The sequence below is a fragment of the Corynebacterium sp. MSK035 genome (genome assembly GCF_030232615.1).
GTDB lineage: Bacteria > Actinomycetota > Actinomycetes > Mycobacteriales > Mycobacteriaceae > Corynebacterium > Corynebacterium jeikeium_D.
This window is the reverse complement of the sequence record NZ_JASPJP010000004.1, coordinates 59121-74904: the sequence shown is the minus strand read 5'-3', so window position 1 is coordinate 74904 and position 15784 is coordinate 59121. Positions and strand designations below refer to the sequence as shown.

Below are 15784 nucleotides of genomic sequence, written 5' to 3'. Positions count from 1 at the left end.
GCATAGACACGCGCAAATTTGGCGCGCCAAAATTACAACTTTGAAACTTAGCCCTGCTCAGGCAGGATTACGATGCCCGCCTGACGGCCAGTCTTCCCCTCCCGCCGGTAGGAAAAGTACTGCTCATTGTCAATAGTGCAGCTGGGCTCGACATTGACATGCCGTACACCGAGGTCATAGAGCTGACGCATCAGGCCGGCGCGCACGTCGACACCGGCAGTCCCCTGCTTCGTTCGCATCTTCGCTCCGGGCAAATGCTTATCGACGTCATCGGCCATCGACTCAGGCACCTCGTAATTGTGGCCAGAAGCCGCCGCACCGAGAAGCGCATGGATATTCTCGGGCGTGGCACCGAGCTCAATCATCTTCTCGACAGATTTACGAACGATTCCGTTGCGGGCACCGGTCCGCCCTGCGTGTACCGCAGCGGCGACACCCGCATAATCGTCGGAAAGCAAGACGGGAACGCAATCGGCAACGAGCACTACCAGCGCGAGACCCGGCGTGGTCGTGACGATGGCGTCGGTAGCCGAGACAGGCTCAGTTTGTGGTTCGTTGACGACGGTGACCGTGTTGGTGTGAAGCTGCTCCATGTAGACGAAGCGGGCACGGTCGATTCCCAGAGAATCGGCCAAGCGCTGGCGGTTGCGTTCGACTGCGGACGGGTCATCGCCGACATGATCTCCAAGATTGAAGGAATCATATGGTGGCAGCGAAAACCCGCCGCGCCGATTCGTCAGAATTTTTCGGCTGCGGCGGGATTCAGTCATGATTTCTTAGAAGCCCCACTCCGGCAGGTCACTGGAAGCCTGGTAGCCGCCACGACGGTCGTCGCGGTCATCGCGGTGAGCACCACGGTAGTTGCGGTTTTCCTGCGTACGCGGTGTCGGGTTATCGGTGAACAGACCACCGCTGTTCGGGTTGGTGCGCGGGACAAAGCGGTCGCGATCCTCACGCTCGCGCGGCTGTGCGACCGGGCGCTCTTCCTCCACACGCGGGGCCGGAGCGCCGAGGTTGTCACCGCCCGGCAGTGCGCTGCCCTGTCGCGGTGCCTGCTCAGCGGCCGGACGCGCCTCGGCATCCTGTGCAGCCGGACGTGCAGCGGCACCTGCAGCTGGCTTGTCCAGCGGGTTGCCGTTACCCTGCTCAAAACCGGTAGCAATCACAGTGACGCGAACTTCGTCACCGAGGTTGTCGTCGATAATGGTACCGAAGATGATGTTGGCATCCGAATCAGCCTTTTCCTCCACGATGGACGCGGCGGCGTTGACCTCCATCAGGCCGAGATCGGAGCCACCGGCGACGGAAATAAGCACACCCTGTGCACCATCCATGGTGGACTCCAGCAACGGGGAGTTAATGGCCTGAGTCGCGGCATTCATCACACGGTCGTCGCCGCGTGCGGAGCCAACGCCCATCAGAGCCGAGCCAGCCTCAGCCATTACCGAGCGGACGTCGGCGAAGTCGACGTTAATCATGCCCGGAATGGTAATCAGGTCAGTAATACCCTGGACACCGTTGTAAAGAATCTCGTCGGCAAAGCGGAACGCGTCCATCATGGACAGATCCTGCTCACCAATCTGCAGCAGACGCTGGTTCGGAATGGTGATAAGGGTGTCACAGACCTCCTTGAGGGTTTCAATGCCCTCAGCGGCCTGGCGCGCACGGCGCTTGCCCTCGAAGTCGAACGGCTTGGTTACCACGCCGACGGTCAGGGCACCGGACTTCTTGGCGATGCTCGCGACAACCGGAGCTGCACCGGTACCGGTTCCACCGCCCTCACCTGCGGTAACGAAGACCATGTCGGCGCCCTTGAGGGTCTCTTCAATCTCGTCCTTGTGGTCTTCCGCGGAAGTGCGGCCAACCTCGGGGTTAGCGCCAGCTCCCAGACCACGAGTTGCCTCACGCCCAATGTCGAGCTTGACATCAGCGTCGGAGAACATCAGGGCCTGCGAGTCGGTGTTGACTGCGATAAATTCGACACCCTTCAGCCCCTCCTCGATCATGCGGTTGACAGCATTGACGCCACCGCCGCCGACACCGACGACTTTGATAACGGCGAGGTAGTTATTCGGGGAGGTCATTGCGCGTTTCTCGCCCTTTCCTATAGGTCCTAAATAATTTCATCTAGCCACGTTGCACATGGGCCGCACGACAGCATTGGCACCGCCGGGCAGTACAGCTCTCCATGACACCGCACGGAAGAAGTGCATCATGGCCGAAAAGCTGTTGACCCCATTGTGGTCGAAAACTGCAAATAATTCAGCGACCTTTTAGCGCGTGTCGCTACCTTAAACCTGCACTTGAGGGATAGTGTTTAGCCACAGAAATCACTCCAGACACCACCATTCTCTACTCTCCCTTAGCAGCGGGTAGTCGGGGGTTGGAGACATTCCAAATCTTCTCGCCACGGTTCAGCACAATCTCCGTCGCGCGTGCCTTTTCTGCCGCATTATCCGAGGACCCGAAGTACACCTCGTATCCATCGGTCAGAAATAGCTTGATCTCTGCCTCGGAAGGAGCGCTAATCCGCTCCACACGGTGTGCAACGGGCTCTGGCAACGCCTTGACGACGTTCAAAACCGCCTTGATAACGCGCGGTTCGGGGTCAACTTTGCCGTCTGTTGGCTCATCCACACGAGGTGCATCAACAACCTCGATGACACCCGCCGGCGGGGCTGCCGTGACGAACTCCTGACCATTTGCGGAAAACAGATGCTCTCCGTCAGTGGCACGGACAAACACCACCGGGGTGAATTCTCGTACCGAAATAGTCACGCCCTGCGGCCACGAACGACTGACAGTCACGCTATCGACCCACGGCTGCCCCGCCACGGAGCGCGCTGAGGCATCCGTGTCCAAGCGAATGAGCTTTTGATTCTCGGAGATACCACTGGCCTCGACAATCGCGTCTTTATCCCCGTGGACGACGCCCTCAACATCGATGTTTTTCACAACCAGCCACGGCGAAAACCACACCACCGTTGCAACGATGGCGATAATCGCGACCAGGCCACCGCCGACGAGCCAGCCGCGTCGCGGGGCGCGCGCTGAACGCCGACGCCGCGACGCTGTTGCGCCCCGGCCTGCACCGTCGGTCTGCTGAGATTGCTTTCGGCTGGTTTTCACAGTGCTACGACTCCACCTGTTCGTCGTTGTCTCCGCTGAGCTCGCGCACGATTTCGTCGGCAAGCATCGTCACAGAGCCAGCGCCGATGGTCAGGATGACGTCGTGCGGTTCGGCGATTTCGCGAACGCGAGCCGGGACGCTGGTGAAATGCGGCTCATACGTCACAGGGATGGTCATTTTGTTGGCAATGAGCGCGCCGTCGACGCCCGGCAGTGGCTCCTCGCGGGCGCCGAAGACATCGAGCAATACGGCCTTGTCCGCCAGAGACAGGGCGGCAGCGAACTCGTCGGCAAAGTTGCGAGTACGCGAGTACAAGTGAGGCTGGAACACAGCGATGACCTTGCCACGACCGGCCTCGGTGACCAACTCCCGAGCTGCGCCGAGAACTGCGGAGACCTCGGTCGGGTGATGCGCGTAGTCGTCGTAGATACGAGCGCCAACAAATGGCCCCTCGCCGATACTGCCGTGGTAGTCAAAGCGGCGACGGACACCGGTGAATTCACCGAGACCGCGCGCCATACGCCCCAAATCTGCCCCGACGCAGTCGCCACCGACCATTGCAGCCAGCGCGTTGAGCGCCATGTGACGGCCGGGCTGATGAAGTTCAAACCTCACCGATGTCGAGCCAACAGTGGCCTCCACGCGGGCACCACCACCGACCGGAGTCCAGCCGTGCAAAACGGCACCGACCGGCAGCGTCGGGTGTTGAGCCAAGGCTTCTTCCCCACCATAAGCCAGCACGTTAATGCCGCGCTCCACCGCGCGCTCGCCCAATGCGGCCGCATGCGGATCCTCAGCACAGATGACCAGATGACCGCCATCCTTAATGCGCTCTGCAAAAGCGTCAAAGACGGCGTAGTAGGTCTCGTCGTCACCGAAAAAGTCAAGGTGATCGGGCTCGATGTTGGTAATTACGGCCACTTCCGGCTGGTAGGTCAACAACGAGGCATCCGACTCATCGGCCTCAGCAACAAAGACATCGCCACTGCCCTGGTGAGCATTGACACCGGCCTTGCTCATCAGACCGCCAACGGCAAAAGACGGATCCAAACCAGCTGCCTGCAAAGCGGCGACGGTCATCGATGTAGTCGAGGTTTTGCCGTGAGTACCGGCGATCAGGAGAGCCTTGGGGTCCTGCATCAACAGCGCTAACACATCGGAGCGTTTGAGCACCGGAATGTCCAGCTCATGTGCACCGGCCAGCTCCGGATTCGTCTTCGGGATAGCAGCGAAGGAAATGACCACTGCGTCCGGCAGCTCTCCCTCGCCAGCAAGCTCGAGATTCGCACGGTCATGCCCAATGGCGATGGTGGCTCCCATCGCACGTAGTCCCACCACCGCGCGGGACTCCTTGACATCGGAACCGGTAACACGAATGCCACGCGCCAACAGGATGCGAGCGATACCGGACATACCGGCACCGCCAATGCCAATCATGTGGACACTTGCGGGCAGCTCTCCCGTTACCGGCTGAAAGTCATCGAAATTAACGTTCATGTTTATGCTCGCTTTACTTCTTAGAGTTCACAGCCGCAGACAGCACCCGACGGGCGATGTTCTCCGCAGCGTTACCATGTCCAATGTTGGCCAGGGCGCGGCGCCCGTCGGCAAGCTTTTCTGGGGACGTGACCAGCGGAATCACGATATCCGAAACTGATGCCGCAGTCAGCGACTCGTCGGCGATGAGAATACCGCCACCAGCATCGATGACATCGGTGGCGTTGAGCGCCTGTTCCCCATTTCCGTGTGGCAGCGGAACGTACACCGCAGGCAAGCCGACAGCTGAGACTTCAGCCACCGTCATCGCACCGGAACGGCACAAAATCAGGTCGGCGGCGGAGTATGCCAGATCCATCCGGTCGATGTACGGCACAGCGACATAGGGGGCGTCCTCGCGGATAGCCTCGACCTCGACGTGATTCTTCTTGCCGTAGGCATGCAGTACAGATACACCGGCGTTGGCGAGCTCTGCGGCTGCACCGGTAACAGCTTCGTTGATGGAACGTGCCCCCTGCGAACCACCGGTGACAAAGAGCACCGGTCCCTCCTGCGGTAAACCGAAGAACTCGCGGGCCTCGGCACGCTTGGCGTCGCGATCCAGCGCCGCGAGGCTGGCACGCACGGGATTGCCAACGACCTCGGCCTTCAGACCAGAGCCAGTCACGGCGGCCAAGCCGACGCCCCCGAGTGCGACACCGAGCTTATTGGCCAGACCCGCACGGGCGTTGGCCTCGTGAACCAGGAACGGAATCTTCTTCCCCGCACGGCACGCCATGTAGGCCGGTGCCGATACGTAGCCACCAAAGCCGATGACCGCATCAGCGTCAATGCGCTTGAAAACCTTGCGGGTCTCACGCACTGCACGAGCGACGTTGAGAGGCAGCTTGAACAAATCCGCAGTCGGCTTGCGCGGCACCGGCACTGGCGGAATCAGCTCCAGGTCATAGCCTCGCGCCGGTACGAGGGTTGACTCCAACCCCCGATTCGTACCGAGTGCAATGACGCGGGCTTCCGGCTGCAGGTTCAAAATCGCATCCGCCACAGCCAATGCGGGTTCGATATGGCCAGCCGTACCACCGCCGGCCACCACAATGGTCGGAGCAGAGCCATCTTCCTTAAGAAACTGCTCAGACTCCGAAGCGCCTTTCGCCCCAGCGGCTGCGCCCAGATTCTTGTCTGCCATGGTGTTATCGATTCCTCCTCCGCGGTGCTGAACCGCCGTTCCTATTGTTTCGGCCCGGGCGCTGGCGCGAACGCGACTGTCCGCCACGACCTTCGCCCCGAATCCTACTGCCCCGGCCTGAGCTTGACGACGACCAGGAGCCCTGTGACCGTCCAGTCCGCGGCGACCTCGCTGTAAAACCCCGCGTCCGTCCGTCGTCACTACGAGGGGAATAATCCACTTCGCGGCCACGAACACTGCCCGAGTTTCCGGAGCTTCCGGACGCTCGGAAGCCACGCTGCGGGGTGGCACCTCGGCCACTGCGGCTGCCTCCACTACGGCCGGCCCGGTTGGGTCGGTCAGCTCGGCCACTGTAGGTTTCCCGCACCTGCGCCCCCTCGCCACGTGGAGTACGCGCTCCACTGGTCACCACGGGCGGACCAAAGCGTTGCGGATCGCGATGGGCACGCACCTTCGGCGCGTGGCGACGCGATTCGTCATACGGGATTGGTTCCGGAATACCCAGGAACCTGTCCAGCCCCGGACGTCCCGAAGTCTGCATTGCAGAGACTGCCTCCGATTCGTGGCGGGCACATGTGGCCAGCAGACCCATCGAGAACAACGTCACCATCGCCGATGTACCACCAGCGGAAATCAGCGGCAGCTGCAGACCAGTCACTGGCAACGCACCAACGACGTAGCCGATGTTGATGAAAGCCTGCACCACGGTTGCAGCAGTAATCGTGCCCGCGAGCAGACGGAGAAACGGATCGTTCTGACGACCGGCGATACGAAGTCCCACCCAGCCGAGCGCTGCGTAGAGCAAAATAACCATCAGCGCGCCGAGAAAACCAGTCTCCTCACCGATAATGGCGAAAATGAAGTCATTCTTCGCCTCCGGTAGGTATCCCCACTTCGCGCTCGACTGACCGAGACCGACACCGGTGAGAGATCCGTCGGCAAGCGAAAGAAAGCCCTGGTAGGACTGGTAGGCATCTCCCTGCACATCGTTGAAGTTACCGAGCAGCGAGTCCAAGTAGACCCTGATTCGCGCCGAACGGAAACCCGCGGTGACGGTAAAAATCACCAGGGCGAAAGCCGCAGCGGCAAGCAGCCCGGTGATGAATACTCGCGGCAGGCCAGCAAACCACGCCAACGCCACCACGACGAACGCCATGGAAGCAACCATGCCGAGGTCACGCTGCAGCATCACCAGTGCCAATACCACGAAGCTGACCGCACCGAACAGCCCGAACAAATCGGTATAGGACACAGCAGTGCGGACCTTTTCAGCCAGCAGCTTCGAACCCCACAGTGCCAGCGCGATCTTCGCGATTTCTGATGGCTGCATGGTGATACCACCAATACTCAGCCACGAACGCGCACCGGTTTCCTCCAGGCCGATGCCGATACCAGGGATAATCACCAAAACCAGCAGCACAAAGGACAAAATCAGCGCTGCTGTCGATAGCGAGCGAATCAATTCCACCCGCATTCGCAGCACAATCCACATGGAGATAAGACCCGCCACCACCATGACCAGCTGACGGATGAACACCGACCACACGCTGCCCGAGTCATTACCCGCGCTGGCCATGGATGCCGACAGCACCATCACCAGTCCGATTGACGTCAGCAGCGCGACGATAATCATCAGCAGGTGGTAGTCGAACAGCGGACGCGACTTCCAGTCGTTAAAACGCTCCACCCACGCCGGCCGCTCTCGAGCACTAGAGCTAGACGACGAGGGCCGCTGTGAACTGGTAGCCTTCGTCCCCTTTTGTGCCGTCGCGGCACTAGCGCTTAAATTACGAGCCTTGCGGGAGTTATCCATCAGTTGACGTCACCTTCTGCGCCCATTGCGCGAACAAGTCGCCACGTTCAGCCATTCCGGAGTACATGTCCAAGCTGGCGGCAGCTGGTGCCAACAGCACCACATCCCCAGGGTTGGCATATTCACTAGCTGCCATACAGACCTTTGCCATGGCATCGACCTTGTCAGTGTCATCAATGACAACGACCGGCACAGCAGGTGCGATGCGGGAGAGCGCATCGCTGACTAGTTGCCTATCGACGCCCAGAACCACGGCGGCCTGCAGGCGATGAGCATGCTTCGCCACTAGCGGCGAGATTTCCGCGCCCTTGAGCTGACCACCGACGATCCAAACGACACGCTCATGACCGGACAGTGCAGCGTCGGCAGCGTGGGGGTTGGTGGCCTTGGAGTCATCAATCCACACGACATCATTTGCCTTATGGACAATCTGACCGCGGTGTGCGCGAACTTCGAAAGTCTCCAATTCCGCTGCAATTTGCTCCGGTGAGGTACCGATACTGCGCGCCATCGCAGTGGCGGCCACCGCGTCGAGAACACCTGCCCGGCCGGGAGGAGAAATTCCCGCTACCGGTGCGATGACAATGCCCGGACCAGAGTCGTCAGCTGCGGCATCGCCGCCGCCAAAAGCACGGTCGACAATCATGCCGTCGCGAACTCCGACCTGGTGTGCCTCCGGGGGACCATCGGTAAAGCCCACGACGGAGTTGCCGAGCTCGTCGTTTTTCAGCATCTTTTCCACGTGCTCGACGACATCTGCGTCATCCGCACCGTAGATTGCGACAGTACCGCGCAGCGCACGGGTCTTGTCCAGACCGTAGTTTTCGTAAGAACCGTGCCAGTCGATGTGGTCTTCCGCCAGGTTCAGCAGTACTCCCGCATCTGGGCGAATGTTTGGAGCCCAGTGCAGCTGGAAGCTGGACAGCTCTGCGGCCAACACCTCGATACGAGGCTCAGCAGTCAGTGCGTCGTACAGAGCCACACCAATGTTGCCCACAGCTGCGCCCTGCTCCCCGAGCATGGCGGCCAGCATGGAGGTGGTTGTGGTCTTGCCGTTAGTGCCGGTGACTACCAGCCAGGTCCGTTTCGGACCCCACAGCTGGGCACAGTCGCCGGCGAAAGCCAACGCCACATCGCCGAATACCGGGACACCGGCCTCAGCGGCGGCGCCGAACAGCGGACTGGTCGGACGCCACCCCGGGGAGGTCACGATCGCAACCGCGTCGGCAAGCTCGTCGCGAGCGTCTGCGGTTGTGACATGCCGAACCGAAAAGTCAGCGGCAACCAGTGCGCCGAGCGCGGAGTCGTCCACGACGACAACTTCCGGACAGCCGATGTCCTTGAGCATCGCAATGGCACCGCGACCGGAAACTCCGGCTCCTGCCACCAGAACTCGACCAGAGCGCACCGTAGCGACTAAGTCGAGATTTCGGATATCGGTGAGGTTGGTCGGGTCTGGTGAGTTAATCATTGAAATACGCCTACCTGAGAGAGCCAGTCACTGTAGAAGATGGCTGCGCCAATCATGTTGAAAATGCCTGCGAGTAGCCAGAAGCGAACGACAACAGTTGTCTCCGCCCAACCTCCGTTTTCGAAGTGGTGATGGAGAGGAGCCATGCGGAATACGCGCTTGCCAGTCGTCTGGAAAACCGCGATCTGGATTGCCACGGAAGCAACTTCCATCACGAAGATGAAGCCAATGATAACCATCAGCAGCTCAGTCTTGGTGACAAATGACAGACCCGCTACCAAACCGCCAAGAGCCAGCGAACCGGTATCTCCCATGAAGATCTTTGCCGGCGCTGCATTCCACCACAGGAAGCCCAAACAGGCGCCCAGACCCGCGACGGAAATAACGGCGATATCCAGCGGATCGCGGACGTTGTAGCAACCGCTGCCCAGCGAAGCCTCGCAAGAGTTACGGAACTGCCAGAAGGAAATCAGCGTGTAGGTGGCCAGTAGCAGCGCGGTGGCGCCAGCGGCCAGGCCGTCAAGGCCATCAGTGAGATTGACGGCATTCGTCCATGCGGCAATGACGATGAAGACAAATACCAGGAAGACAATCATGCCGAACCACACAGGCCCCGGTGCCAGATTCAGGAACGGAATATCTCGAATCAGCGACAAGCTCGTCGAACCGGGAGTCAAGCCAGACGCATCCGGGAACTGCAGCAGCAGCACGCCGAAAATCAGTGCTGCCGCCAGCTGCCCAACCAGCTTCGCTGTCTTGTTCAGCCCCAGGTTGCGTCCTTTGTAGAGTTTGATGAAGTCATCGGCAAAACCCAATGCGCCCATCGCCAGAACAAGGAACATCACCAACAGACCGGAGGCGGACGGCCCCACGCCAGTCTGGATATACGTAACGAGGTGTGAGAGGAAATAGCCAGCGACGATTGCGGCGATGATGGCGATGCCGCCCATAGTCGGAGTTCCCCGCTTGCGCAGGTGGCTCTTCGGCCCTTCTTCACGAATCTCCTGGCCAAGACCTTCAGCAGAGAATTTGCGAATAAGCACTGGTGTTAAAAAGACACTCACCAGGAATGCAATCGCACCACTGAGAATAAGTTGAATCACTTACTTTTCCTCTCCGCTTTCACCTTCGGGCGTAGTCCCAACCTTGGCAGCCAGCGAGTCCGCGACCCGCCACATACCGTCCGCATAGGAGGCCTTGACTAACACCACATCGTCCGGACGCACCTCGGCCGCCACCAAATCCGCGGCAGTGGATGTATCCGGCACCCTAGAAGTATTTAACCCCAACTCTTCCGCTTTGTCGGCCAGGGCATGCACATTAGAACTCTCTCCGACTGCAATTAGTCGATCGATGCCGCGGCCCACAAGGTACTCGCCAAGCGACGAGTGCTCATCTTCAGCGGAATCACCAAGCTCACCCATCTGTCCCAGCACGGCCCACGATGAGGCGTCCTGGTGCGTTGGGCTAGCTGCTGTACGTGCCAGAGCGTCAATCCCCGCACGCATCGAATCAGGGTTGGCATTATAGGAGTCGTTAATTACGACGATATTGCCAGTGAGCTGCTGGACATCCATGCGCCGCTCTGACGCTGCCACATGCGCGGCCATCGCCTTTGTGACCTGCTCAGCATCAATACCGGACTCCACTGCCACCGCAATCGCCGCCAGGGCATTGGCCACTTGGTGCGCACCATAGACCTGCAGTTGGATCGGGAATGTACGCCCATCCGGTACATGCAGGTCAAAAGATGCACGAGCAAAATCATCGAGCTGCACATTCGTGGCGCGGTAATCCGCGGTTGCGTGGCGTTCGGAGTTCTCATCGGCAGAGAAGAACACCACCTTCGCCTGGGTACGTGGAGCCATGCCAGTGACATAGTCATCGTCGGCATTGAGTACGGCCACACCGCCCTGCTCCGCAGCCGGCAGCGCTTCCACGAGCTCGCCCTTAGCCTGCGCGATTGCCTCGCGCGAGCCAAACTCACCAAGGTGCGCCGTACCAACATTGAGCACCGCACCGATCGTCGGTGGTGCGATGCGCGCAAGGTGGGCCACATGCCCAATTCCGCGCGCACTCATCTCCGCAACTAGGTACTTCGTCTCCGGAGTGCACTGCAGCACCGTGTACGGATGCCCAATTTCGTTATTAAACGACCCCTTCGGCGCCACCGTCGGACCGTCGGTACGCAGCAGCGTCGCCATCATGTCCTTCGTCGACGTCTTTCCCGCCGAACCCGTCACACCGACGACATGCAGCTGATCCTTCTTCAGCTCGTCGACGACGTAACGCGCCAACTTACCAAGCGCTTCCAGCACCGCCGCCCCGGAACCATCCGGATCGTGTGCAAATGCGTCGGCATTGGAGTCCTGCTTACCAAGAGGCTTGACGACGACCGCAGGTTGCCCAACATCTCGTGCCGCCAGTGCCATCGGCGCTCCAGCTGCTACAGCCTGATCGATGAAGTCGTGGCCGTCGACACGCGCGCCCGGCAGGGCGAGGAAGAGCGAGCCTTCGCGAATCTTTCGGGAGTCGAATTCTGCGGGCTGAGTCACTGTGGCGTCATCATTGACGTGGGCGAGTTCACCTCCCACGATGTGAGCGATTTCCGCGGCGGTCAGGGCAATCATGATGTCTATAGTCCTTGTTGGTTAGAGTTCCAGGCGCCTAGTAAAGGATGATTTCTTGATTTTATTCGCCTACCGCGAATGGTTCGCGGTAGGCATGTCAGGTGGTGCGCTTCCTCAGCGATTTCAGCAATCTCAATCAGCGGATCCCTCCAGTCGCTGTGTGAGTGCTTCGGCCAGCTGTTCACGGTCATCGAACGGGTGAATTACGCCACCGATATTCTGGCCGGTTTCGTGTCCCTTGCCTGCCACCACGATGCTGTCGCCGCTGTGGGCGAGCTCGACGACACGGCGAATTGCCTGGCCGCGATCGCCGATTTCCTCAACAACCGTGTCAGAACTGGCCTTGCCGCTGGCAACCGCTTCCTTCGCACCGGCGACCACGGCCGCACGGATTTCAGAGGGCACCTCGGAGCGTGGATTGTCATCGGTGATGATGACGACATCGGCACCGTATGCAGCCTCAGCTCCCATAATTGGACGCTTGGCACTATCGCGGTCGCCACCGGCGCCGACGACAACCAGCACGCGACCTTCGGTCTGTGCACGCAAGGTGGCCAACACTTCAGCTACTGCGGCTGGCTTGTGGGCATAGTCCACCACAGCCAGGAAGTCCTGTCCGCGATCGATGCGCTCCATGCGGCCTGGCACACGCACCTGTGCCAGACCGCTCTTGGCCGCGTGATTGGCATGCCCAATCGCATCGAGCACAGCCCATGCGACTGCGGCATTGGCAACGTTGAAAGCACCCGGCAGAGGAACTTCCACCTCAACTGTGTCAGTGTTATTTCGCGTTAGCTCCACATGTTGGACACCGTTGGTGGCGACAGTGGCTGCAGCGGCGTGCCATTCTGCAAAGACCTCGGCAGCTGGCGTCTTGTCGGTTACGCGATGCTGAGTATGGACAGTGGTGACTTGGACATCCGGGTCGCCGGCAGCGATATCTGCCATGCGGACACCCCAGTCGTCGTCGATGCACACGACAGCCTTCGGTGCATGTGTCGGACCTGCGGGATCAAAGAGCTTGGCCTTGGCTTGGAAATACTCTTCCAAGGTCTTGTGGAAGTCCAGATGATCCTGCGAGAGGTTGAGGAAACACCCGACCTCGAAACTGACTCCGTCTACACGCCCCAACGACAGTGCGTGAGAAGAAACCTCCATGACAACGTGCGTCACCCCCTCGGAGAGCATCTGGTGGAACAGGCGCTGGAGGGCCGGAGCTTCTGGGGTAGTCAGGCTCGACGGAACGGCACGGCCATTGATGCGCGTGCCGGTAGTACCAATGATGCCTGTCGAGCATCCAGCTGCCAGGAGCGCGCCCTCCAGCATGTAGGTCGTGGTGGTCTTGCCAGAGGTGCCGGTAACCCCAATGATGGTCAGTGAATCCGAGGGGTGATCGTAGATTTCTGCAGCAACGTGCCCCATGACGGCCCGGACATCGTCGACAACCAGGACTGGTCGAGTCTCCCCTGCTTCCCGCAGGATTTTCAGACCTTCCTCATCAGTCAGGATCGCTGTAGCAGCCGACTGCTGCGCGTAGCGCGCACCATGCGTGCGAGTACCTGGGACGGCAGCAAACATTCCGCCTTCAGGCACTTCGGCAGCGTTGAGTTCGATTGCGGCGATATCCGCTCCTGCCGCCGCGGATTCGGTAATGCCGTCAAGTCGGCCATGCGCGAGGTTACACAATTTCGCAAGGGTGGCGGTCATTGGCTGTTCCCTCTTTCAAGTCAGTCGTTGGTGTACAACAGGTTGGAAAAATTCAAGAGATTCACTTTGCAGAAACCAAAGTAATAAAAGTCTGTGTATTAGTGCTGTCGCGGTAACTTCATTGTGGTGGTGACCTCGTTACGGCTGCAGCAACAACTTGCCCTCGCGGGGTGGCGACGGCGGTACGTTGTAGCGGTTAAGCGCCCAAGCGGCGATGTCCTTAAACAGTGGGGCTGCTGACTGACCGCCGTCACCATGGACACCACGCTGGGGTTCGTCAAGCATAATGCCAATGACAAAACGGGGATCGTCGGCAGGCGCGATGCCTGCAAACGTGATGTGGTACTTGGAATTCGAGTACGCGCCGGTGTCGGGGTCAAACTTCTGCGCCGTACCTGTCTTGCCTGTGAGCGAGTATCCCTCAATACTATTGCCGGCCGCGGTACCCGACTGCTGCCCCGTGGGATCAGACTGCATAACGCCTTCAAACATAGCGCGCACAGTTTGGGCGGTCTCCGGGCTAACCACACGCACTGTTTCCGGGCGCTCTGTTGCCGTCTTCGTGCCGTCCGGGGAAATTGTCGAACGAATCATACGCGGCGGGATGCGCTCGCCATCGTTGGCGATTGCCTGGAAAACTCCTGTCATCTGCAGCAGTGTCATGGCCATACCCTGACCAATGGGCAGGTTCGCAAATGTACCGCCGGACCACTGCGGACGCTGTGGCACAAAGCCGGACGATTCACTGGGCAACTCGATACCCGTGGACTGCCCCAGCCCGAAGAGATGCAGCATCTCAGCGAAGCGGTCCTGACCCAAACGCTCTGCCAGCATTAGGGTGCCGACATTGGAGGACTTGCCGAATACACCGGTCGTCGTGAAAGCTTCCGTGCCGTGCTCCCATGCATCGCGCACGGTGACACCCGCCATATCAATCGTGCCCGGGACCTGCAGAACCTCATCCGGTGTGGTCTTGCCATCTTCGATAGCGGCCGCGGCGGTAATGATCTTTGCTACAGAGCCCGGCTCAAATGGGTTCGATACAGCGGAGTTTCCGATAGTGCGCCCCTCTTCGAGCTCGGCCCCCATATCCTTATTCGGGTTAGCCGTGTCCGCCTGCGCCATTGCTAGCACTTCGCCGGTCTTCGCGTCGAGCACAACTGCCGACGCATCTTTCGCTCCCGAGTTGGCCTTCGCCTGGTTGACCTGCTGCTGGACAAAGTACTGCATGTCGAGGTCCAGGGTCAGCTCGTATGTCGTACCGTCCACAGCCGCGTGAACATCGCGCGTGGATCCCGGGATTGCCACGCCGTTGGAGGCGATATCAATGGTCTTGCCACCGTTAATACCCTGCAAAGTGGCATCACGAGAGGCTTCAAAGCCGAACTGGCCGACGCCATCCATGCCAATCTTGCCGATGACGTTAGCCGCCGTCGCCCCATTCGGGTACTGGCGAATATCCTGACGCTCCGCCACCAGTTCCGGATACTTTTCCACGATGGCGGCGGCCTTGTCCGGATCGACATTACGCACGAGCACCTCGTAGGTGCTGTCCTCATTGCGCAGCTTCTCTAGAATGTCCTTCGAGCTCACCCGGGACGGCGCGCTCATCACCGAGTTCTCCTCGGTTTCGGGTTCCGCTTGACGACGGCGACTGCTTCCCGACTTCTCCGCGTCGATGTCGGCCACGTCGAGTAGCTTCGGCAAATCCTTGGCGATCTGCTCGAGGCGTTCATCGTAGGCAGCGACATCATCCGGGCGCTGCTTATGTGCGTCCCCAATCCACTTGCGCAAAGTGTTCGGGTGCACGGTAATACTGCGTGCCTCCATCGTGAAGGCAAGCTGAGCTCCATTACGGTCGAGAATCGCACCGCGCCGAGCTGCATCAACAACTTCCACCGTGCGCTGATTCTGTGCCGCCGCAGAAAGGTCAGGACCTGCGACGAGCTGCACCCAAGCCAAACGGGAGACCAGCACTACGACTGCGATAGCGCCTATAAACTGCAGCCAGTTGCGACGCCGGATGAAGTCCTTATTACTAATGCGCATTTTTTCGCGCGGGGGCACGCTTCGGTTGGTATTAGCATCGAGCCTCCGGCTGCGCTGACCATCCCGAACTCGACTTTGGTCTCTGCGCTCACGGGATGTAATTCGGTAAGCACGTTCGCCGAAGTCATACCCCCCTCCACGGTTGGGGTAGTCGTCTTCAGATCGAATCATGCGCTAGTGCTTTCTACTAAGTCGATTCTCCCGCGCGCGATAACGTTAGGCGGTATTCCCTGCCATCGCGAGTACTGAATTAATTAGTCTACAGTCGCCTGACCAGAAACAGTGGAACCGCCAGAATATC

At 59.8% G+C, this 15784-nt stretch carries 11 protein-coding genes; all 11 read right to left on the bottom strand.

The annotated features are described in order from the left end of the window. Positions 1-47 precede the first annotated feature (47 nt). Positions 48-770, bottom strand: coding sequence for a peptidoglycan editing factor PgeF (pgeF, locus tag QP978_RS04065; RefSeq protein ID WP_049190457.1), 723 nt, complete (start codon positions 768-770; stop codon positions 48-50). Between the two features lie 6 nt (positions 771-776). Further along, positions 777-2084, bottom strand: a complete 1308-nt coding sequence (gene ftsZ / locus QP978_RS04060) for a cell division protein FtsZ (RefSeq protein ID WP_284856868.1) — start codon at positions 2082-2084, stop codon at positions 777-779. A 268-nt stretch (positions 2085-2352) separates the two neighbouring features. Beyond that, the gene (locus QP978_RS04055) at positions 2353-3129 is read right to left on the bottom strand and encodes a cell division protein FtsQ/DivIB (protein ID WP_284856867.1); all 777 of its coding nucleotides are present in this window, start codon (positions 3127-3129) and stop codon (positions 2353-2355) included. Positions 3130-3133: 4 nt separating this feature from the next. Next, positions 3134-4627, bottom strand: a complete 1494-nt coding sequence (gene murC / locus QP978_RS04050; protein ID WP_284856866.1) for a UDP-N-acetylmuramate--L-alanine ligase — start codon at positions 4625-4627, stop codon at positions 3134-3136. A 13-nt stretch (positions 4628-4640) separates the two neighbouring features. Next, positions 4641-5813, bottom strand: coding sequence for an undecaprenyldiphospho-muramoylpentapeptide beta-N-acetylglucosaminyltransferase (murG, locus tag QP978_RS04045; RefSeq protein WP_070605641.1), 1173 nt, complete (start codon positions 5811-5813; stop codon positions 4641-4643). A gap of 4 nt (positions 5814-5817) precedes the next feature. Then, positions 5818-7626, bottom strand: coding sequence for a putative lipid II flippase FtsW (gene ftsW, locus QP978_RS04040; protein WP_049190464.1), 1809 nt, complete (start codon positions 7624-7626; stop codon positions 5818-5820). Next, on the bottom strand, positions 7619-9097 hold the full coding sequence (gene murD / locus QP978_RS04035) for a UDP-N-acetylmuramoyl-L-alanine--D-glutamate ligase (protein WP_284856865.1): 1479 nt from the start codon (positions 9095-9097) through the stop codon (positions 7619-7621). The genes ftsW and murD overlap by 8 nt, the downstream gene beginning before the upstream one ends. Then, positions 9094-10200, bottom strand: coding sequence for a phospho-N-acetylmuramoyl-pentapeptide-transferase (gene mraY, locus QP978_RS04030; RefSeq protein WP_016423002.1), 1107 nt, complete (start codon positions 10198-10200; stop codon positions 9094-9096). The genes murD and mraY overlap by 4 nt, the downstream gene beginning before the upstream one ends. After that, the gene (locus tag QP978_RS04025) at positions 10201-11727 is read right to left on the bottom strand and encodes a UDP-N-acetylmuramoyl-tripeptide--D-alanyl-D-alanine ligase (RefSeq protein WP_284856864.1); all 1527 of its coding nucleotides are present in this window, start codon (positions 11725-11727) and stop codon (positions 10201-10203) included. Positions 11728-11859: 132 nt separating this feature from the next. Continuing rightward, positions 11860-13434, bottom strand: coding sequence for a UDP-N-acetylmuramoyl-L-alanyl-D-glutamate--2,6-diaminopimelate ligase (locus tag QP978_RS04020; protein WP_049192947.1), 1575 nt, complete (start codon positions 13432-13434; stop codon positions 11860-11862). A 138-nt stretch (positions 13435-13572) separates the two neighbouring features. After that, entirely contained in the window at positions 13573-15654 is a 2082-nt protein-coding gene (locus QP978_RS04015) for a peptidoglycan D,D-transpeptidase FtsI family protein (protein WP_083296885.1), read from the bottom strand. Positions 15655-15784: the final 130 nt, after the last annotated feature.